Here is an 18,841-nt window from a genome sequence, read left to right as displayed (position 1 = left end):
TCAAACACTCTCTTCGATGGTGGAAACATAGTCGGTGATCGGAAGCACAATCTCGCCGCCGCGGACCGGAACGCATTGCGGCGGGAAATCCTGACGGAAGCGGGCGCCGGCCGCTGCCGCGCGGTCGAGGAAGCGCTCCAGATGGTCCATCGCACCGGTCGGCAGATCGTGCAGGACCATCAGCGTCCAGGGCTGCTGGCTGCACTGGTCGAGCGCGCGCTCGGTCCAGCCATCGGGATCGTCCCAGTCACGAGGAATGGAATTCCAGAGCACGCAACTGTGCTTGTTGCGGGTGAGATAATCGACGACGGAGCGCTTCAGCAGCCGTGTATCCAGATTGCCGCCGCCCCCAAACGGCCGGAACCAGCGCTGCGGATGCGCGAGGTCGCCGATCGCGTCCTGGGTGCGACCGATCTCCTTCTCGGCTGTCCTGCGATCCGGCTGCTCGCCGAGCGGAATGCTGTGCGTAAAGGTGTGATTGCCGATCCAGTGGCCCTCACCGTGCGCACGCACCACAAGGCTGCGCCGCGCGGGATCGGCGAGCTTCTCGCCGATGACGAAGAATGTCGCCTTGATGCCGCGCTCGGCAAGGACGTCGAGCACGCGCGGCGTCACATCGGGATCGGGGCCGTTGTCGAATGTCAGTGTCAGATCGTACACGCCAATACCTCAGGTCGCCGGCTGCATCGCGTTCACCGCGATCTCGTCATTGGCCTGGCCTGCGCGGGTGCCGGTCTGCCAGATCGCCGCCTTGCGCTCGATCCCCCGGATCGCCGCGTTGAAGGCGATGGCGAGGAACAGCACGAGCAGCACGCCCGCGAACACGTGCGGACTGTCCAGGATGGTACGGTAGCGCGAGATCAGATAGCCGATGCCGGCCGATGAGATCAGCATCTCCGAGACGACGACGCCGACGATGACAAGCGCGCCGCCGACGCGCAGGCCAGACAGCACCGTCGGGATCGCCGCGGGGATGATGACGCGGACCAGCCGCTGGCTCAGCGTGGCGCCCATGCTGCGCGCGGCGAGCAGGAGCTGCGGGTCGATGGTCTGGATGCCGGCGGCGGTGGCGAGCATGGTCGGCAGGAAGCCGTAGATCGAGGCAAACGCGATCTTGGATTCCGAGCCGATGCCGAGCCACACCGTGAAGACGGGATAGAGGATCACCAGCGGCACAGCATAGAGGCTCGATACCATCGGCATGATCAGGACGCGCGGGCGCGGCAGGCTGCCGACGATGGCGCCGAACAGGATGCCGCCGCCGCAGGCGAACGCCATGGAGACCACCACCTCGTACAGCGTCACCGCGAGCGCGTGACCGTATTCGGCGGCGTCGGTCCATCCGGCGATCAGTGTTGACGACAGCGACGGCAGGAACAGTTCGGGAATGAGACCGGTGCGCGGCAACAGCTCCCACAGCGCGATCAGGCCGACCACGATCAGATATCGCAGGGTCTTCGCACTGATCCTGGTACTCGTCCTTGCGCTCATCTCCGCCTCATGCCGTTTTGCGGATGTGCCGCCAGATGCGGTCGCGCAGGCTCCCGAAGGCATCGCCGCTCAGCATCTCGTAGGTGCGGGGCCGCGGCAGCTGGACCTGGAGATGATCGACGATGCGGCCGGGCCGCGCCGACATCACGATGACCTCGTCGGCGAGATAGACCGCTTCGGTGAGGCTGTGCGTGACGAACACGACGGTCTTGCCGGTCGCAGCCCAAATCCGCAGCAGCTCGTCGCCCATGGTCATGCGCGTCTGCTCGTCGAGCGCGGCGAACGGTTCGTCCATCAGCAGCACCGGCGGGTCCTGCACCAGTCCGCGCGCGATGGAGACGCGCTGCTTCATGCCGCCTGACAGCTCATGCGGATGGCGCCTGCCGAAGCCGTCAAGGCCGACCAGCTTCAGCGCATCCTGCGCCTTGGCCCGCCGCTCCGCCTTCGGCACACCGCGCAGCGCCAGCGGGAACTCGACATTGTCCTCGGCCGTCAGCCACGGAAACAGGCTGGCTTCCTGGAACACGACGCCGACCCTGTCAGGATCGGGCTGCAGGATCGGCGCGCCGCTGATGGTGATGGTGCCCGAGGTCTGCTGGCGCAGCCCCGCCATCATCATCAGAAGGGTCGACTTGCCGCAGCCGCTCGGGCCGACCAACACGACGAAGCGGCCGGGTTTGACCTCCAGCGAGACGTCCTCCAGCGCGACGACGTCCTGCGACCTGGTCTTGAAGACCTGGCCGACATTCTTCACCTCGATCGCGCCGGCGCGCGCGGGAGGCTTTAGCGGGGTCACGTTCGCCAATGGCTGCATCGCGTTTCCACCCATCTGACAAGTTCGTTGAAGGTCATGGCGATCGCCGCAACCATCACGACGCCGGCGAGAAGCTGCTTCATCTGGAAATTCTCGCCCCAGGTCGCGATCTGGTGGCCGATGCCGTCGCGCGAGGCGTACATCTCGGCGAGGATCACGCCGGTGAGGTTGAAGATCATGGAGATCCGCAAGGCCTCGAGCAGCACCGGCAGCATGCTCGGCAGATAGACCCGGAACGCGGTCTGCCATGGCGTTGCGCCATAGGAGCGCGCCACCGTCAGATGCTCGACCTTGACCGATTCCACCGCCGTGGTGGTCGACATGATCACGATGAAGATCGTCGAGAAGAAGCCGAAGCCAACCTTCTGGGCGAAGCCGACGCCGAACACCAGGATGAACATCGGCAGGAAGATCGATTTCGGGATGCTGAAGGCGAAGAACAGCAGCGGCTTGGCGACATCCGCGAAGTAGCGGTTCTCCGCGACCAGGAAGCCGATCACCGCGCCGAAGGGCACCGCCAGCGCGAACGCGGCCAGCACCTCGGTCGCCGTCACCATCAGGTCCTTCCGCACGGCCGCGCGCTGCAAGAGGTCGCCGAGCGTCGCAAACGTATCGGACGCCGACGGCAGGAGGCGCGGATTGACGATGCCGGTACGCGACAACACTTCCCACAGCGCCAGGACCGCGATGATGATCGCGATCCGCGCAAGGTTGATGAGGAGCGAGCTCTGCATCGCAGCTACTTGGTCGGGACCGGCTTGAACTTCGCCGAGATCACATCCTCGACCGGCACGATGTCCTTGAGTCCGCCGAGCTTGGCGAGGTCGAGCGAAAGCTGCACCGCGGCGTTCACGTTGGGCGCACCCATGTCGCCGCTGGTTTCGAGCTTCATGATGGTGTTGTCGTATTCGAGGGCGGCGATCTCAGGCGGCATCTCGTAGATTTCGGCGATCAGCTTGACTGTGGCGTCACGGTTGGCGCGCATGAACGCGACCGCGCCATAGAGGGCATTCACCGCCTTCTGCACCAGTTGCGGCTTGGCGTCGGCGAATTTATCGAGCACGATCCAGCCCGCGGTCAGGTTCGGCGGAACCGCGGTCGCGTAATCGAGGATGGTCTTGGCCTCGCCGGACTTCGCGATCTGGAAGCTCAGCGGCGAATAGACCACGGCTGCCTCGACGTTACCGGCCAGCAGGTTGGGCACCAGGCCGCCGCCGCCGACGGGGACGCGGGTGAAGTCGATCTTCTTGTCCTGGATGGTCCACAGCGCGAGCAGGTCCGAGCCGGAGCCGGCTGCGGTGATCGCGACCTTCTTGCCGTTGAGGTCCTTGACCTCGAGCGTCGACTTGGTCGGGACCATCAACTGCCAGCCGAAATTGCCCATCGCGGCATTGGCCACGATCCGCGACATCACACCCTTCTTGCGTCCGGCGGAGACCAGCGACGGCGGATCGAGGATGATGTCGGCCGCGCCCGCCGCCATGCCTTCGAACGTCTCGGCGCCGCTGCGGTAGATCGTCAGCTCGGCCTGGATGCCTTCCTTCTCGAACAGTTTCTGCCGCACCGCCGTCTCGGCGATGGTCGTTGGCCAATAGGTCTTCGTGGGCAGCCCGACGCGGATGGTGTCGGCGGCGCTCGCAGGGCCCGCAAGAATAGCGGCGGCAACGAACGTCATGAACGCGTGACGGCGATTGATCTTCATGGTTTCCTCCCGGTCTTTCTTTTTTTGTGCCGAATTTCTTGGGATCGTCAGGTCGCGCGGCTCACCTCCGCGATGCGAGAGGCGGCGAGCTCGACGAACTCTTTGGTGATACCGAAGTGCTTTGACAAGGCGCGAACTGCCGCATCCGTATCGCGCTTGATCACGGCGGCGACGATGGCCTTGTGTTCGGCCTCGACATCGCGCGGCTTGCCGCCGACCTCGCGGCGGATCGAGAGCCTGCGATACCGCTCGCTCTGCTCATGCAGCACGTCGCGGAAGCCGAGCAGCCATGGCGAACCGCAGGCGTTGACCAGCGCACGATGGAAAATGCGATGTCGGACCACCCATTCCTCGTAATGCACGGTGGGATCGTCGGGATAGCGATAGGGAACGGCCTTCAGGTCCGTCCAGGCGGATTTCACCGACGCAAGCCAAGCATCGTCACCCCGCTCGATCGACCGGCGGAGCGCAAGGCCCTCGATGTCGATCCGCGTCTGCGTCACGTCGGCAAGATCGGCCAGCGAAACGGGGCTCACCCGGAAGCCACGCTGGTCGGACGCCTGCACGAGGCCGTCGGCAACCAGCCGCGACAGCGCCTCGCGCACGGCTGCAAGGCTTACCGAGAACTGTTTGGCGAGGCCCGCGATATGCAGCTTCTGACCCGGCAGCAGCCGCGTCGCCAGAATATCGGCACGGAGGCGCTCATGCAGCGCCGACGTCAGGCTGCGCGGACCATCCCCGGGGCCTCCGGACAACTGGAACTGAAGCGGACCCATGGTCAGATGATTGCAAGGGAGGGCACAGCGGTCAATAGAAAATCGAAAATCGATTTTTTCTAGTCTAGGTTACGCTGCGTCCTTCTCAGCGTCCTACGAATGAGCAGCGCCGGACGGCGGGACGTCGAGGCGTACGGCAACGCCATCCAGGTTCGGGCTCGGCGCCGGATAACGTTTCATCACCAACGGATCGTGGCCGGGAACGATGTGATCCTCGTCCGGCGCCGCAGCACGCAGCTTGTCGAACCCGACCAGCATGTCGCCGACATGAAACGCCGTCGTGAACGGACGCTCGCTCGTCATGTTCTCGTAGAAATGACTGACGTCGGACGCGAGCACGACCGGACCGCGCCGCGTGTTGACGCGCACGAACTGAAGGCCGGCGGAATGCCCGCCGGCCGCGTGCACCGTCAATCCAGGGGCGATCTCGGCATCGCCATCGTAGAACAGCACCCGGCGCGCATAGTTCAGCCGCACGATCCCGCAGACGTCCTCGACCTCGAAGGAATGCGACAATCGCAGATAGTGCATATAGCGCCCGGTGGCATAGGCGAGCTCGCGCTCCTGGAGATGAAACCGCGCGCTCGGAAACCGGTCGAAATTGCCGGCGTGGTCATAATGCAGATGCGTGAGGATCACGTCCTTGACGTCGGCGATGTCGACATCGAACGCGGCAAGCGTCTCCACCGGGCAGCGCAGGAAAGTTCGCCTGCGCTGCCGTGCGATTTCGGCGTTGAACCCGGTGTCGATGACGAAGGTGCGGCCGCCGCCCCGCGCCAGCCACATGAAATAGTCCATCGGCATCGGCCCGTCATGCGGGTCGCCGCCGATGAAGTGCTCGCTCCGCTGCGCATCACGCGTGGCGTAGCGGATGGCGAAGAGCTCGTAGTCCGGGTCAGCCATGGGTCGCGCTCAGGAGCCTGCCGCATCGACCTCGTTGAACGCCTCGCGCGCGTTGCGGAAGGCATCGATGCCGGCGGGTACGCCGCAATAGACCGCGACCTGGAGCAGGATCTCCTTGATCTCCTCCTTGGTCAGCCCGTTCTTCAGGGCACCCTTCACGTGCAGCTTCAGCTCGTGCGGACGGTTCAGCGCGCCGAGCATCGCCAGGTTGACGATCGAACGCGTGCGCCGGTCGACGCCGGGCCGCGTCCACAGCGCGCCCCAGCAGAACTCGGTGGACCACTCCGCCATCGTGCGCGTGAACTCGTCGGCGCCGGCAATGGACTTGTTGACATAGTCTTCGCCGAGCACCTCTTTGCGAACCTTGAGGCCCTTTTCGAACAGTTCGGTCTTGCTCATGATCGTCCCTTTCAAGTCTTGAGAGAGTCTAGTTGGAAGAAGTGAGGCTCGTCGCCGGTGGCGGGCGCAACGATTTCAGGAGATTGCCGACGTCATCGGCCGCGTCGAGCCGCCAGACTGCATCGATGACCCGGTCCGCATCCCAGTCGCTTCGACCGGTTCGCACGCCCTCGCGCAGCTTGGCTTCAAGGTCGCGATCTCCGAGCGGGGCAGCCTGGCTGCCGCGCGGCGAGACGACGGTCTCGGTGAGAATTTCACCGGACGACAGACGCAAAATGACGCACGCAGCGCCGTCGGGCATCTGAGCATCGAGCTCCGCCCTCACCTTCTGCCGCAGCTGCGCGATATCGGGCCGGACCACGGTCTCATGCGAGAATTCAGGCACGCCGGCTGCACCCAGCAACAGCCCGCAGGCCACGCAGTGATGGATGCTGACGCGCGCATCGCGCTCGTTGTTGACCGGACGATCGCCGCGCGCCAGCAGCAGCGCCGAGCCCTGCACCGTCACCGATTCGATCTGATCGACCTGCCGGCCGATGCGTTCGCGCAGCATAAGGCAGGCGTCGATGACCGAATGGAACACGATGCCGGCGGGATAGGGCTTGTAGGTGTTCTTCGCGATCTCCCAGGTCCTGCCGAGGCCGTCGAGGAGACGGGCGAGATCTGGCTCGTCTCCCATGGTGTGGGCCCAGCCGAGCGGACCTTCGATGGCACGCGGCGCGGCCTCGTAACCCTGCTGCGACAGCAGCGCCGCGAACAAGCCGTTGCGCGCCGCGTTGCCGACGCTGACATTCTTGGCGGCGCTCGGCAGGTTCTCGACATTGCCGGCCGACTGGCTCGCCGCAAGACCGATCGCGTTCGCAATCCCGTCCGCCGGCAGCCCCAGCAATTTCGCGCACGCCGCCGCCGCGCCGAAAATTCCGCAGGTCGAGGTGATGTGCCAGCCGCGCGCGTAATGGCGCGGCGAGACTGAATTGCCGATGCGACACTCGACGTCCACGCCGAGGGTGAAGGCCGTCAGCACCTCGCGCCCGGACAGCTTGCCCCTCTCCGCGAGCGCCAATATCGGCGCCGCCACCGGTGCAGCCGGATGAATGATGGTCTCGGGATGGGTGTCGTCGAAATCGAGCAGATTCGCCGAGACGGCATTGAGAAACGAGGCGCACAACGCGTCCATCGGCTGCGAATGACCGATCACCGTGGATGTCGCGGCCCCGCTGAACGGCGACAGCGTCCGCATCGCAGCCATGACCACGGGATCGCGCGCGGAGCCGAGCGCGGTCGCAAAGAAATTGAGGATGGATCGCCGCGCCTCGAGGCTCTGCGCCGCGACGTCCGCCCATGACGATGCCGCGACGAACTCGGCGAGCGTCCTGCTCACGCCTGGAATCGGGGCTTGTCGAACCTGGTCTTGCGGCACGCGGGGCGTCTTCCTCGTTTTCCCGGACCTTATGCCGATCCGCGGCAAACTGTCGACCCCAAATGTTATGCTTGACAGCTTGTCTGACAATCATAACAATCCGGCCCGTTGGCGCGGACCCCGCGGCGGCGACGACGGCGGCCGATGAGGTCGGCCGGCGAAAACGTTCGACCAGACGATATCGACCACAAGATCAAGAAGGCGCGCCCAGCACGGGATCGCGCAACAGGGAGTAGACGATGGCGGGAGAGATTCTCGGCGTAATCGGCACGGGTCGCATGGGCGGCCCCATGGCGGGGCGATTGATCGACGCGGGCTATTCGCTCGTCGTCTATGACACGCAGGCTGAAGCGGCCGAGGCGCTGGTCAAGCGCGGCGCTCAGCTCGGCAAGTCGCCGGCCGACGTCGCCTCGCGCGCCGATATCGTGCTCGCCAGCCTGCCGACTCCCGACATCGTCAAGGCCGTCACGCTCGGCCAGGACGGCATCAGCAGCGGCACCCGCGCCAAGATCGTGATCGATCTGTCGACCTCGGGTCCGGGCGCTGCGAAGTTCGTCGCGGAAGGCCTGAAAGCCAAAGGCATGACGCTGGTCGATGCGCCCGTGAGCGGCGGCATCAAGGGCGCCATCAACGGCACGCTGGCCGTGATGGTGTCGTGCCCGCAGGCGACCTACGAGACCGTGCAACCGATCCTGAAGAATTTCGGCAAGCTGTTCTACACCGGCGACAAGCCCGGCGTGGCGCAGACCGCCAAGCTCGCCAACAATCTGATGGCGGCCGCAGCGCTCGTCATCACGTCGGAGGCGGTCGCGATGGGTGTCAAGGGCGGCGTCAACGCAAAGGTGCTGATCGACATCATCAACGCCAGCAGCGGCCGCAACAGCGCCTCGGAAGACAAGTTTCCCCGCGCGGTGCTGCCCGGGACCTTCGATTTCGGCTTCACCACCGGCCTGTCCTACAAGGATGTCCGGCTCTGCGTGGACGAGGCCGAAGCCATGGGCGTGCCGATGGTCTGCGGCGCGGTGGTGCGGCAGATGCTCGCGATCACCAATGCCAAATACGGTGCGGCGTCCGACTTCACCTCGATCGCCAAGGTGCTCGAGGAGTGGGCCGGCGTCGAGATGCGCGGCTAAGCGCACCAACGTTCAGGGAGAGCGATTGCGATGACGATCGACCCGACCGGATCAGGCAAGGTATCGCTTGCGCGCCAGATGGCGCGGAGCGTGCTTGCACGCGATCTCGGAGATTTCGGGCCGGAGGTCGTCGCGAAAGCAAAGCTCTGCCTGCTCGACTTCCTGTCCTGCGCCTTCGAGGCTGGCCATCACCCGTGGAGCCGTCAGGCGGTCGCGATCGCACAGGCCGGCGGCGGCATCTCAATCATCGGGACTTCGCAGCACTCCTCAGCGGCCGACGCCGCCTTCGCCAATGCCGTGATGGGACACGGCCTGGTGCGGGAAGACATGCATGCCGCCAGCATCGCGCATCATGGCGTCGTGATCTGGCCGACGCTGCTCGCGCTGTCGGGGCAGACGCCGCTGCACGGAACGAAGCTGCTGGCTGCCGCCATCATCGGCTATGAGACCGGCGCGCGGATCGGCCGCGCGCTCCTGACCTCCGATCTCGCGCGGCTTTATCGTCCGACCGGCCTGGTGGCGCCGCTGGGCGCGGCGCTGGCGGGAAGTTTTGCGCTCGGCCTTTCCGAGGACCAAGCAACCAGTGCCATCGCCATCGCGGCCAACACGTCCAGCGGTCTGAACGAATGGCCGCATGCCGGCGGCTCCGATATGTATTTCCATCCGGGCTTTGCGGCCAGCAACGCGATCAAGGCCATCGGCCTTGCCGCAGCCGGCGCCTTCGGCTCGGAAACGATCATCGAAGGCGAAGCCGGCCTGTTCGCCGCCTACCGCCGCCAAGCCGCGCCCGACAGCATCACGCTCTTCCCCGACGGAGAGAGCGAGATCATGGCCGTCTACAACAAGCCGGTCCCGGCCTGTAATTTCGCGCAGACCGCCGCTCAGGCGGCGCTCCGCGTCTCGCACGAGCTTGCCGGCGCCGAGGAGATCGACCGCGTCGACATTCGCGCGCCTGATGCTGCCGTTCGCTATCCCGGCTGCGACTCCATGGGGCCCTACCGCAACGCGCTCCAGGCCAAGATGAGCATTCCCTTCAGCGTCGCGGCGACGCTGGCGCGGGGCGAGATCGCGGAAGAGAACTATGCCGGACTGGATGATGCCGACATCCTCCGCCTGGTTTCGGTCACCGATCTCAAGGCAGACGCCGGCTTCACCGCCGCCTTCCCGGGCAGGCAGGGCGCGGAAGTGACCGTGCATCTGCGCGGCGGCCGGACGATCCGGCATGCCTTGCCCGATGTCATCGCCGCAACGCCGGCGGATATTCGCGCGCGCTTTCGCGCTGCCGCAGCGAAAGCCCTCGGCGAGGACCGCGCGCATCGGCTCGAGCAACTCATCGACGATTGCGAACAGCTCGGCGACGCCGGCGTGATCGCAGCACAATGCCGTCTGGACGTACCGGAACGGGTTTTACGATCGGCATCATAAGAAGTGCCGGAGAGTAACGGGGGAAACATGGTCGACTTCGAGACCAGTCTAGCATCGTCAGCAGCCGGCGATCGCCGGCAAACCGGCGCGACCACCGCGTGGAGGCGGGGCTGATGGAAGGATTTCTGCAAGCGCTCGCCGCGGGCCTGCTGATCGGCGCCGTCTACGGCCTCATGTGCGTCGGGCTCGGCCTGATCTTCGGCGTCATGCGCGTCATCAACTTCGCGCACGGCGATTTCATGATGCTCGGCATGTATGCCGCCTTCTATCTCTTCACCGCCGCCGGCATCCAGACCCTGTTCGGCAACACGGTGGGCCCGTTCGTGGCCATCCTGCTCGCCGGCCCCGTGCTCGCCGTGTTCGGCTATTTCGTCCACCTGGCGCTGATCTCGCGCGTCTCGGGCACGCGCACCGCCGCGCTGGAAGGCGACGGTCACTACGCCCAGCTCATCCTGACGCTCGGCATCGCGCTGATCCTGCAGAATGGCGGCCTCATCGTGTTCGGATCGGTGCTGGCCTCGATCCGCACGCCGCTGTCGAGCTCGGCGTGGGAGCTCGTTCCCTTTCTCGACATCAGCATCTTCCTCAACAAGGCGCGCAGCATCGACGTGATCGTGTCGCTCGCGATCATGGTTCTGCTTTCGCTCCTGATCACGCGCACGCGGATCGGCAAGTCGCTGCGCGCTGCGGCGGACAATCCGACCGCCGCGACCTATATGGGCATCGACGTCGACCGCGCGCACCGCACCGCCTTCGCGCTCGGCTGCGGCATCACCGCGATTGCCGGCGGCCTGCTTGCCACCAACTATCCGTTCCATCCCTTCGTGGGGCTCGAATACGTCATCGTGATGTATGCCGGCGTCGTGCTCGGTGGCATGGGCAGCATCATCGGCGCGTTCTGGGGCGGCATGACGATCGGCCTCGTCCAGCAGATGTCGACGCTGATCCTGCCGACGCAGTTGCAGAACGCCGCGATCTTCGCCGTTTTCCTCCTCATCATCTTCTTCCGCCCGCAAGGTTTCTTCGGGCGCATGGTCGAGAGGACGTGACCATGCTCCGGATGCGTTCGTTCCTGCCTCCCCTGCTCTTCACGCTCGCCTATGCCGGGATCTCGCTCGGTGTCACCAACTCCTACTACCAGCTCATCCTGACGCTGGTGCCGGTGTGGGCGGTGTTCGGGCTGTCCTGGAATCTGCTCAGCGGCTACACTGGGCTGATCTCGTTCGGCCATGCGGCTTTCTTCGGGATCGGCGCCTATGCGACCGCGCTCGGGCAGATCTATTTCGACATCTCGCCGTGGCTGCTGATCCCGGTTGCCGCCATGCTCGGCGGCATCGCCGGGCTCCTGATCGGCTTTCCGACCTTCCGCCTGCAGGGGCACTACTTCGCGCTGGCCATGCTCGCCTACCCGCTCGCCATTCTCTACGTGTTCGAGTGGCTCGGCTTCCAGGAGGTGACGCTTCCGATCAAGCGCGACGCGCCGATCGCCTACATGCAGTTCAGCGATCCGCACATCTACACGCTGCTGGGGCTCGCCATCATGCTGGCCACGATCGTGCTGACGCAGATCATCGAACGCTCACGCTTCGGCATGGCGCTGCTCGCAATCAAGCAGAACGAGGCCGCGGCCGAAGCGGCAGGGATCAACACCCTGGCCTGGAAGCTGCGCGCGATCATTCTGAGCGGCGCAATCGCCGCTGCCATCGGCGGGTTCTACGCGCAGGTGCTGCTGGTCGTCACCCCGGCATCCGTGTTCGGCATGCTGGTGTCGGCGCAGGCGCTCACGGTCGCGATGTTCGGCGGCGTCGGCACGGTCTGGGGGCCGGTCATCGGCTCGGTGATCCTGATCCCGCTCGCCGAAATCCTGCACGCCGAGGCCGGCGCGCGCATCCCCGGCATCCAGGGCGTGATCTTCGGCTTTGCCATCGTTTGCGTCATCCTGGTCGCTCCGGAAGGCTTGTTCTGGAAACTGCGCGATCTCCTGCGCAAGCGTAATGCGTCCACAGCGACGACCGGCGCCACTCCGGAAACGATCGCAGTCAGCGTCACCCCCCTCAAGCCGGACGCACGGCAGCGCGCCGCGACCGGTGAAGTGGTTCTGGAGGTCCGCAATCTCTCGCGCTCCTTCGGCGGCCTCAAGGCCGTGCAGGACGTCAGCTTCAAGCTGCACAAGAACGAGATCCTCGGCATCATCGGACCCAACGGCGCGGGCAAGACCACGCTGTTCAATCTCCTCAACGGCTTTCTGAAGCCGAGCCAGGGTGAGGTGCTGATCGACGGCCGCAACATGTCCGGCCAGCGGCCGCACGTGATCTGCGAGGCCGGCATCGGCCGCACCTTCCAGGTGATGCGGCCGTTCCTGCGCATGTCGATCCTCGACAACGTCGTGGTCGGCGCCTATGTCCGCGCCCGCACCGACGCGGAGGCCCGCAAGCTTGCCGCCGACGCGGTCGCCCGGGTCGGGCTCTCCGCCGTCGCCGACCGTGTCGCCGGCGAGCTCTCGACCAAGGAGCTGCGACTGATGGAGCTGGCGCGCGCCATCGCCGGCCAGCCAAGCATCCTGCTGCTCGACGAGACACTGGCGGGCCTCGGCCACGGCGAGGCGGACGAGGTCGTCGCCGTGATCCAGCAGTTGGCGCGCGACGGAATGACCATTGCCATCATCGAACACACGATGCAGGCGATGGTTCGTCTGGTCGACAGTTTCCTCGTGCTCGACCACGGCGCCGTCATCACCGAGGGGCTTCCGGAAGTGGTGACGCATGACAGCCGCGTGATCGAAGCCTATCTCGGCAAGAAGTGGGTGGCCCATGCTCCGCATTGAGGGATTGCGCGCGGGCTACTCCGCAAAGCCCGTCCTGAACGACGTGTCGATCAACGTCGGCGCAGGCCAGTTCGTCGCGATCGTCGGCCCCAACGGCGCCGGTAAGACCACGCTGTTCAAGACGATCTCCGGCATCGTGAAGCCGAGCGGCGGGAGAATCACGTTCGACGGCGTCGACCTTCTCGCGGTGCCGCCGCCGCAACGTGCCCATCTCGGCATCGCCCATGTCCCGGAAGGACGCCAGGTCTTCCCGTCGCTGACCGTGATGGAGAACCTGGAAATGGGCGCGATGACCGAGAGCGGCCGGCGCGACTGGCAAGCCAATATCGAACGCATCTTCGAATGGCTGCCGGTGCTAAAGGAGCGCCGCAACCAGTTCGCCGGCACCATGTCCGGCGGCCAGCAGCAGATGCTCGCGATCGGCCGCGGCCTCGCCTCCTCGCCAAAGCTCCTGATGCTGGACGAGCCGTCGATGGGCCTCGCGCCGTCGACCGCGGATTTCATCTTCGAGCGGCTGATCGACATCCGGCGGCAGTCCGGCCTGACCATGCTGCTGGTCGAGCAGCGCGTGGCGGAAGCGCTGGAGTCCGCCGATCACGGTTATGTCCTCGAAGCCGGACATGTCGTGCTCGAAGGCAACAACGACACGCTGCGCGCCGACGACCGGGTGCGCAAAGCCTATCTCGGCATGTGACCAATAAAAACAAAGACCAGGGAGACAACAAAATGAACAAGACATCGAAGGGCAGGATATCGAACGGACTGACGCGCCGTACCGTGCTGTCCGGCGCAGCTGCCGTCGGCCTTGCCGGCGTGGCACGCGCGCAGACACCGGCCGAGGTAAAGGTCGGACTGATCGTGCCGCTGTCGGGCATCTACACGCGCCCCGGCCAGGTCATGAAGATGGGCGCCGAGATGGGCATCGAGCACATCAACGCACAGGGCGGCATCAAGGCGCTCGGCGGCGCCAAGCTGAAGCTGGTGGTGATCGACTGCGGCGACACCACCGAGAAGGCCAAGAACGCGGCGCAGCGCATGGTGGCGCAGGAGCCCGATCTCGTCGCCGCCACCGGCTCCTATCTCTCATCCTTCACGCTCGCGGTCACCGAGGTGACCGAACGCGCCGAATTGCCGATGCTGACGCTGTCCTATTCGGACCTGCTGACCGACCGAGGTTTCAAATACATCTTCCAGACCGCCGCGACCGCGAGCCGCCAGTCCGAGCTTGGTCTGCCGACGCTGATGAAGCTCGCCGAAAAGGCCTCCGGCAAGCGGCCGAAGACCGTGGCGATGCTGATGGACAACACCGCGACCTCGGTCGCCACTGCCAAGGCGCTCAAGGAGAGGCTATTCGCGCAGGAAGGTCTCCAGCTCGTCGTCGAGGAAGTCTGGACCCCGCCGCTGTCGGATGCGACGCCGCTGATCCAGAAGGTGCGCTCCGCCAAGCCCGACCTGCTGCTGTTCATGCCCAACGCAGTGTCGGACGCCAAGCTCGGCCTGGAGAAGATCAGCGAGTTCGGCCTCGGCCAGGGCAAGATCCCGACCGTGTCCTTCAGCATCACCATTGCGGAGCCCGACATGCTCCAGAGCGTGAGCCCCGAGATCGTGCAGGGCATCATGACCATCGTCGCCAGTTGGGGCGCGAAGGGCCACGAGGCCCTGATCGCCGAGCTCAAGGCCAAGTACAAGGAGCCCTGGGCGACGCAGAACGTCATCTCGACCTATGGCGACATGTGGGTGATGAAGGAAGCGCTGGAGAAGGCCGGCAAGGCCGACCGCAATGCGGTCGCGCAGGCGCTTCGGACGCTGGATGCCGGAGATTCGAAATACTATCCCGGCGGTCAGCTCAAATTCGACGAGAAGGGCCGTCGCGTCGGCGCCGGCGTCGTCATCGTGCAATGGCAATCGGGCGTGCCTGTCACCGTTTATCCGCCCGAACTCGCGCAGGCAGAACCGTTCTGGCCGAAGAAGCCGTAAGCGCCGCGCGACTTTTCAGGGAGGAGAATTGTCATGACTGCAAAGAACAAGTTTACGATCTCAAGACGAACGTTGCTGGCCGGCGCCTCCGGCACGCTGATCGCATCCCGCGCCGCATGGGCGCAGCAGCCCGCCGAGGTGAAGGTCGGCCTGCTGGTCCCGATCTCCGGGCTCTACGCCCGCCCGGGAACGGTGATGCGCGAGGGCGCCGAAATGGCGGTGGATCACATCAACGCGCAAGGCGGGATCAAGGCACTCGGCGGCGCCAAGCTGAAGCTGGTGGTGCTGGATTCCGGCGACACTACGGAGAAGGCCAAGAACGCCGCACAGCGCATGGTCGCGCAGGAAACCGATCTGGTTGCCGCCAGCGGCGCTTATCTGTCCTCGTTCACGCTCGCGGTGACTGAAGTCACCGAGCGCGCCAACCTGCCAATGCTCACCCTCTCCTACTCCGACCTCATCACCGAGCGCGGATTCAAATACGTGTTCCAGACCGCGGCCACCGCGGGCTCGCAGGCGAAGCAGGCATTGCCCCAGCTCATCAAGCTGGCAGAGACGGCCTCGGGCAAGCGGCCGAAGACGGTCGCGATCCTGACCGACAACACCGGCGCCTCGATCGCCTCCGCCAAGGCCATGCGCGAAGGCCTGCTGGCGGAGAACCAGTTGCAGCTGGTCGTCGACGAGACATTCACGCCGCCGCTGGCGGATGCGACGTCGCTGGTGCAGAAGATCCGCTCGGCCAAGCCCGATCTGCTGTTCTTCCTGCCGACGGTGATCTCCGACGCAAAACTGCTGCTCGAGAAGATGAACGAGTTCGGCCTCGGCCAGGGCAAGGTGCCCACCATCTCCTTCGGCATCGCGATCGCCGAGCCGGACATGCTTCAGACCGTGAGCCCCGAACTGCTCCAGGGCGTGCTGACCTGCGTCGCCAGCTGGGGCGCCAAGGGCCACGAGGCGCTGATCGCCGAATTGAAGACCCGCTACAAGGAGCCGTGGATGACGCAGAACGCGATCTCCACCTATGGCGACATGTGGGTGATCAAGGACGCGCTGGAGAAGGCCGGCAAGGCCGACCGCGTCGCCGTCGGCGAGGCGCTGCGCACCATGGATGGCGGCCCTTCGAAATACTATCCGCTGGGCGAGATCAAGTTCGACGAGAAGGGCCGCCGCGTCGGCGCCGGCATGACCATCGTGCAGTGGCAGGCCGGCGTGCCGGTGACGGTGTTCCCGCCCGAGCTCGCGCTGGCAAAGCCGTTCTGGCCGAAAAACTGACAAGAAACGGAGCATAACATGGACAAGGCGACTTACGACCGCGGTCTTGAAATCCGCAAGAGCGTGCTCGGCAACGAGTTCGTCGACAAGGCGATCGCATCCGCGGACGATTTCAATCGTCCGATGCAGGACCTCACCACCGAGTATTGCTGGGGTTACGTCTGGGGGCGCGAAGGCCTGACGCGCAAGACCCGCAGCTTCCTCAATCTGGCAATGCTCTGTGCGCTCAATCGCCCGCACGAGCTGAAGACCCATGTCCGCGGCGCGCTCGCCAACGGCGCGACCAAGGAGGAAATCCGCGAGGTCTTCATGCAGGTCGCGATCTATTGCGGCGTACCTGCCGGCGTCGATGCGTTCCGGAACGCGAAGGACGTCTTCGCCGAGCTCGACAAGAAGTAAAGACGCGTGACTGCGATGAAGGGCAAATGGGCACTCGTGACCGGCGCGACCGCGGGCCTTGGCTTTGCCGTCGCTGAAGGGCTGGCCGGCGCGGGCGCCAGCATCGTCCTTCACGATCTCGTTGCGCCGAAGCAGGCCGCGGATGATCTCCGCGCCCGCTTCGGCGTCGAGGTGATCACCGCGGGCGTCGATCTGTCCCAGCGCGATGCGATCGAGGCCATGATGGCCGACCTGCTCGATCGCTGCGGCGCCATCGACATCCTCGTCAACAACGCGGTCGTCAGGCACTTCGCCGCGATCGAACAGTTTCCGCCCGAGCGCTGGGAGCAGGCGCTGGCCGTAAACCTCTCCGCGCCGTTCCACCTCATTCGCCTGGCGCTGCCGGCAATGAAGCAGCGCGGCTGGGGCCGGATCATCAACATGGGCTCGATTTATTCGAGCCGCGCGGTCGAGGACCGCATCGACTACGTCACCACCAAGACGGCGATCCTGGGCATGACCCGCGCGGTGGCGATCGAGACGGCGCGCAGCGGCATCACCTGCAATACGCTATGCCCCGGCACGCTGCCGACGCCCGCCATCCTCAACAAGATCGCTACCATGGCAACGAACAGCAGCCGTGCTGTCGAGGACGTGACCCGCGAATATCTCGGCGAGCGTCAGCCGACACAGCGCTTCATCGAGATGAATGCCGTCGCCGCCATGGTCGTCTTTCTCTGCGGCACGGCCGCAAACGACATCACCGGGGCCAGCCTGCCGATCGACGGCGGCTGGTCGGTCGCGTGAGAGCATTGGAATGGGAGTGTTGCGATGACTGAACAATCGGGCCAGACCGCCGTGCTGACGGGTGCCGCCGGCGGCATGGGACGCGCCATCACCAAGGCGCTGCTGGAGAGTGGCCGCCGTGTCGTGCTGGTCGACCGCGACGCCAAGGCGCTTCAGGAACTGGCGGCGACGGCAGGCAATGCCGTGTTTCCGATCCAGCTCGACATCAGCGACGCAAAGGCCGTGGATCGCCTGCCGGACGCCGTTCCGGCCCAGTTCAAGCCGGTCGATATCCTGATCAACAACGCCGGCCACGACATCGGCGGGCGAACGCGGTTCGATGCCGGCTCGGCCGACGACTGGTCCAACATCATCCAGACCAATCTGATCGGCCTGATGCGCGTGACCCGCGCGATCCTCCCCGACATGGTTCGGCGCAATGTCGGCCATGTCGTCAACATCAGCTCGATCAACGCGGTCCGCATTGTCCCGGATATGGCCGCCTACAGCACCAGCAAGGCTGGCGTGCACATGTTCACCGAGACCCTGCGGGGCGAACTGGCGGAGACCGCGATCCGGGTCACCGAGCTCCAGCCCGGCCTGACCAGGACCAACATCATCCTGACCCGCTACCGCGGAGACAAGCAGAAGGAACGGGACTATTTCGACCAGTTCAAGCTGGCGCTCGAACCTGCCGATATTGCCCGGTCGATCGTCTTCGCCCTCGACCAGCCCGCCCACGTTCAAATTGCCGAAATGATGATTCTACCTGTAAACCGGTACTGACTTTTCCCAACCAGGATCCGGACATGGAAAGACGTAGCGAATTGCAGTCGACGCTCCGCATCGAGGACGTCCCGACCGTCCGGGCGATGGTCGCGCAAAAGCTGCGCGAGGCGATCATGTCCGGAACGCTGAAACCGGGCCAGCGCCTGGTCGAGCGCGAGCTTTGCGAGATGATGGGCGTCAGCCGCCCCTCGATCCGCGAAGCGCTCCGTGCCCTCGAGGCAGACGGACTGATCAACATGGTGCCGCATCGCGGCCCCGTGGTCTCCACGATCAGCCTCGAGGAGGCTCGCCAGCTCTACGCGGCGCGCGCGGTCCTCGAAGGATTCGCCGGCCGCGAATGCGCCAGGCTCCACGACCCCGAGGTGGCGCGCCGGATCGGGGAAGCCCTGACCCGGCTGAAGGCTGCCGCGGCCAGGCAGGACCTGGTCGGGTGTCTCGAAGCCAAGACCGATTTCTACGGCGCGCTGATCGGCGGCTGCCGCAATGCCTTCATCGAGCGGATGCTGAGGCCTTTGCACGACCGGATTCAACTGTTGCGGATCACGTCGATGTCGCAACCGAAGCGGATCAACAAGAGCTTGCGTGAGGTCACCGCGATCTGGCGCGCGATCCAGAGCGGCGATGCAGACCTCGCCGAACGTTGCTGTGTCGATCACATCAACGCGGCCGCGGTGGCTGCGCTCGACATGATCGAAAAATCGTCGGCGGCCAAGGAGGCGGCGCCTACCGACGACTAACAAGAACTGCCGCCA

General features: G+C 65.3%; 20 protein-coding genes. 11 read left to right on the top strand and 9 right to left on the bottom strand.

Going from position 1 to position 18,841, the window contains the following annotated elements; genetic code table 11:
* The 9 genes from FNV92_RS10015 to FNV92_RS09975 all read right to left on the bottom strand — a co-directional run bounded on the left by FNV92_RS10015 (window position 1) and on the right by FNV92_RS09975 (window position 7,466).
* Window positions 1–660, bottom strand: coding sequence for a polysaccharide deacetylase family protein (locus FNV92_RS10015; protein ID WP_143841120.1), 660 nt, complete (start codon window positions 658–660; stop codon window positions 1–3).
* A gap of 9 nt (window positions 661–669) precedes the next feature.
* On the bottom strand, window positions 670–1,491 hold the full coding sequence (locus tag FNV92_RS10010) for an ABC transporter permease (RefSeq protein ID WP_015684547.1): 822 nt from the start codon (window positions 1,489–1,491) through the stop codon (window positions 670–672).
* A gap of 7 nt (window positions 1,492–1,498) precedes the next feature.
* Window positions 1,499–2,305 carry an ABC transporter ATP-binding protein gene (locus FNV92_RS10005; RefSeq protein WP_015684546.1) on the bottom strand — a complete coding sequence of 269 codons (807 nt, stop codon included), beginning with the start codon at window positions 2,303–2,305 and terminating at the stop codon, window positions 1,499–1,501.
* Complete coding sequence (locus FNV92_RS10000; RefSeq protein ID WP_015684545.1) at window positions 2,284–3,039, bottom strand: ABC transporter permease; 756 nt, start codon at window positions 3,037–3,039, stop codon at window positions 2,284–2,286. Before FNV92_RS10000 ends, FNV92_RS10005 begins: the two co-directional genes overlap by 22 nt.
* A gap of 5 nt (window positions 3,040–3,044) precedes the next feature.
* Window positions 3,045–4,007, bottom strand: a complete 963-nt coding sequence (locus FNV92_RS09995; protein WP_143841121.1) for an ABC transporter substrate-binding protein — start codon at window positions 4,005–4,007, stop codon at window positions 3,045–3,047.
* A 47-nt stretch (window positions 4,008–4,054) separates the two neighbouring features.
* Window positions 4,055–4,783 carry a GntR family transcriptional regulator gene (locus FNV92_RS09990; protein ID WP_143841122.1) on the bottom strand — a complete coding sequence of 243 codons (729 nt, stop codon included), beginning with the start codon at window positions 4,781–4,783 and terminating at the stop codon, window positions 4,055–4,057.
* 93 nt (window positions 4,784–4,876) lie between these two features.
* The gene (locus tag FNV92_RS09985; RefSeq protein WP_143841123.1) at window positions 4,877–5,686 is read right to left on the bottom strand and encodes an N-acyl homoserine lactonase family protein; all 810 of its coding nucleotides are present in this window, start codon (window positions 5,684–5,686) and stop codon (window positions 4,877–4,879) included.
* Window positions 5,687–5,695: 9 nt separating this feature from the next.
* Window positions 5,696–6,085, bottom strand: a complete 390-nt coding sequence (locus FNV92_RS09980; protein ID WP_008557256.1) for a carboxymuconolactone decarboxylase family protein — start codon at window positions 6,083–6,085, stop codon at window positions 5,696–5,698.
* 28 nt (window positions 6,086–6,113) lie between these two features.
* The gene (locus FNV92_RS09975) at window positions 6,114–7,466 is read right to left on the bottom strand and encodes an MmgE/PrpD family protein (protein ID WP_244623732.1); all 1,353 of its coding nucleotides are present in this window, start codon (window positions 7,464–7,466) and stop codon (window positions 6,114–6,116) included.
* Between the two features lie 278 nt (window positions 7,467–7,744).
* On the opposite strand from FNV92_RS09975, the gene FNV92_RS09970 reads away from it, so the two are divergent.
* The 11 genes from FNV92_RS09970 to FNV92_RS09920 all read left to right on the top strand — a co-directional run bounded on the left by FNV92_RS09970 (window position 7,745) and on the right by FNV92_RS09920 (window position 18,826).
* Window positions 7,745–8,638, top strand: a complete 894-nt coding sequence (locus FNV92_RS09970) for an NAD(P)-dependent oxidoreductase (RefSeq protein WP_143841125.1) — start codon at window positions 7,745–7,747, stop codon at window positions 8,636–8,638.
* A 30-nt stretch (window positions 8,639–8,668) separates the two neighbouring features.
* Window positions 8,669–10,063 (top strand): MmgE/PrpD family protein, encoded by a 1,395-nt coding sequence (locus tag FNV92_RS09965; RefSeq protein ID WP_143841126.1) that lies wholly within the window; start codon window positions 8,669–8,671, stop codon window positions 10,061–10,063.
* Between the two features lie 113 nt (window positions 10,064–10,176).
* A complete protein-coding gene (locus FNV92_RS09960) occupies window positions 10,177–11,112 on the top strand; it encodes a branched-chain amino acid ABC transporter permease (RefSeq protein WP_143841127.1) in 936 nt (311 codons plus the stop codon).
* A gap of 2 nt (window positions 11,113–11,114) precedes the next feature.
* Entirely contained in the window at window positions 11,115–12,887 is a 1,773-nt protein-coding gene (locus FNV92_RS09955) for a branched-chain amino acid ABC transporter ATP-binding protein/permease (RefSeq protein WP_186355494.1), read from the top strand.
* Entirely contained in the window at window positions 12,874–13,581 is a 708-nt protein-coding gene (locus FNV92_RS09950; RefSeq protein ID WP_143841129.1) for an ABC transporter ATP-binding protein, read from the top strand. Before FNV92_RS09955 ends, FNV92_RS09950 begins: the two co-directional genes overlap by 14 nt.
* 32 nt (window positions 13,582–13,613) lie before the next feature.
* Complete coding sequence (locus FNV92_RS09945) at window positions 13,614–14,864, top strand: ABC transporter substrate-binding protein (RefSeq protein WP_015684535.1); 1,251 nt, start codon at window positions 13,614–13,616, stop codon at window positions 14,862–14,864.
* 33 nt (window positions 14,865–14,897) lie between these two features.
* On the top strand, window positions 14,898–16,136 hold the full coding sequence (locus FNV92_RS09940) for an ABC transporter substrate-binding protein (RefSeq protein WP_015684534.1): 1,239 nt from the start codon (window positions 14,898–14,900) through the stop codon (window positions 16,134–16,136).
* An 18-nt stretch (window positions 16,137–16,154) separates the two neighbouring features.
* Complete coding sequence (locus tag FNV92_RS09935; protein ID WP_143841130.1) at window positions 16,155–16,535, top strand: carboxymuconolactone decarboxylase family protein; 381 nt, start codon at window positions 16,155–16,157, stop codon at window positions 16,533–16,535.
* A 15-nt stretch (window positions 16,536–16,550) separates the two neighbouring features.
* The gene (locus FNV92_RS09930; RefSeq protein ID WP_143846047.1) at window positions 16,551–17,321 is read left to right on the top strand and encodes an SDR family oxidoreductase; all 771 of its coding nucleotides are present in this window, start codon (window positions 16,551–16,553) and stop codon (window positions 17,319–17,321) included.
* Window positions 17,322–17,345: 24 nt separating this feature from the next.
* The gene (locus FNV92_RS09925) at window positions 17,346–18,086 is read left to right on the top strand and encodes an SDR family oxidoreductase (RefSeq protein ID WP_143841131.1); all 741 of its coding nucleotides are present in this window, start codon (window positions 17,346–17,348) and stop codon (window positions 18,084–18,086) included.
* A 23-nt stretch (window positions 18,087–18,109) separates the two neighbouring features.
* Complete coding sequence (locus FNV92_RS09920) at window positions 18,110–18,826, top strand: GntR family transcriptional regulator (protein WP_015684530.1); 717 nt, start codon at window positions 18,110–18,112, stop codon at window positions 18,824–18,826.
* The last annotated feature ends 15 nt before the right edge of the window (window positions 18,827–18,841 follow it).

Origin of the sequence: Bradyrhizobium cosmicum (genome assembly GCF_007290395.2) — a bacterium.
In the GTDB taxonomy this organism is placed as follows: Bacteria; Pseudomonadota; Alphaproteobacteria; order Rhizobiales; family Xanthobacteraceae; genus Bradyrhizobium; species Bradyrhizobium cosmicum.
This window is presented reverse-complemented; position numbering and strand designations above follow the sequence as displayed.

Coding starts and splice junctions, on each gene's coding strand:
- FNV92_RS10010 (WP_015684547.1), bottom strand. CDS start 1,491: ATGAGCGCAAGGACGAGTACCAGGATCAGTGCGAAGACCCTGCGATAT.
- FNV92_RS10005 (WP_015684546.1), bottom strand. CDS start 2,305: ATGCAGCCATTGGCGAACGTGACCCCGCTAAAGCCTCCCGCGCGCGCC.
- FNV92_RS10000 (WP_015684545.1), bottom strand. CDS start 3,039: ATGCAGAGCTCGCTCCTCATCAACCTTGCGCGGATCGCGATCATCATC.
- FNV92_RS09995 (WP_143841121.1), bottom strand. CDS start 4,007: ATGAAGATCAATCGCCGTCACGCGTTCATGACGTTCGTTGCCGCCGCT.
- FNV92_RS09990 (WP_143841122.1), bottom strand. CDS start 4,783: ATGGGTCCGCTTCAGTTCCAGTTGTCCGGAGGCCCCGGGGATGGTCCG.
- FNV92_RS09985 (WP_143841123.1), bottom strand. CDS start 5,686: ATGGCTGACCCGGACTACGAGCTCTTCGCCATCCGCTACGCCACGCGT.
- FNV92_RS09980 (WP_008557256.1), bottom strand. CDS start 6,085: ATGAGCAAGACCGAACTGTTCGAAAAGGGCCTCAAGGTTCGCAAAGAG.
- FNV92_RS09970 (WP_143841125.1), top strand. CDS start 7,745: ATGGCGGGAGAGATTCTCGGCGTAATCGGCACGGGTCGCATGGGCGGC.
- FNV92_RS09965 (WP_143841126.1), top strand. CDS start 8,669: ATGACGATCGACCCGACCGGATCAGGCAAGGTATCGCTTGCGCGCCAG.
- FNV92_RS09960 (WP_143841127.1), top strand. CDS start 10,177: ATGGAAGGATTTCTGCAAGCGCTCGCCGCGGGCCTGCTGATCGGCGCC.
- FNV92_RS09955 (WP_186355494.1), top strand. CDS start 11,115: ATGCTCCGGATGCGTTCGTTCCTGCCTCCCCTGCTCTTCACGCTCGCC.
- FNV92_RS09950 (WP_143841129.1), top strand. CDS start 12,874: ATGCTCCGCATTGAGGGATTGCGCGCGGGCTACTCCGCAAAGCCCGTC.
- FNV92_RS09945 (WP_015684535.1), top strand. CDS start 13,614: ATGAACAAGACATCGAAGGGCAGGATATCGAACGGACTGACGCGCCGT.
- FNV92_RS09940 (WP_015684534.1), top strand. CDS start 14,898: ATGACTGCAAAGAACAAGTTTACGATCTCAAGACGAACGTTGCTGGCC.
- FNV92_RS09935 (WP_143841130.1), top strand. CDS start 16,155: ATGGACAAGGCGACTTACGACCGCGGTCTTGAAATCCGCAAGAGCGTG.
- FNV92_RS09930 (WP_143846047.1), top strand. CDS start 16,551: ATGAAGGGCAAATGGGCACTCGTGACCGGCGCGACCGCGGGCCTTGGC.
- FNV92_RS09925 (WP_143841131.1), top strand. CDS start 17,346: ATGACTGAACAATCGGGCCAGACCGCCGTGCTGACGGGTGCCGCCGGC.
- FNV92_RS09920 (WP_015684530.1), top strand. CDS start 18,110: ATGGAAAGACGTAGCGAATTGCAGTCGACGCTCCGCATCGAGGACGTC.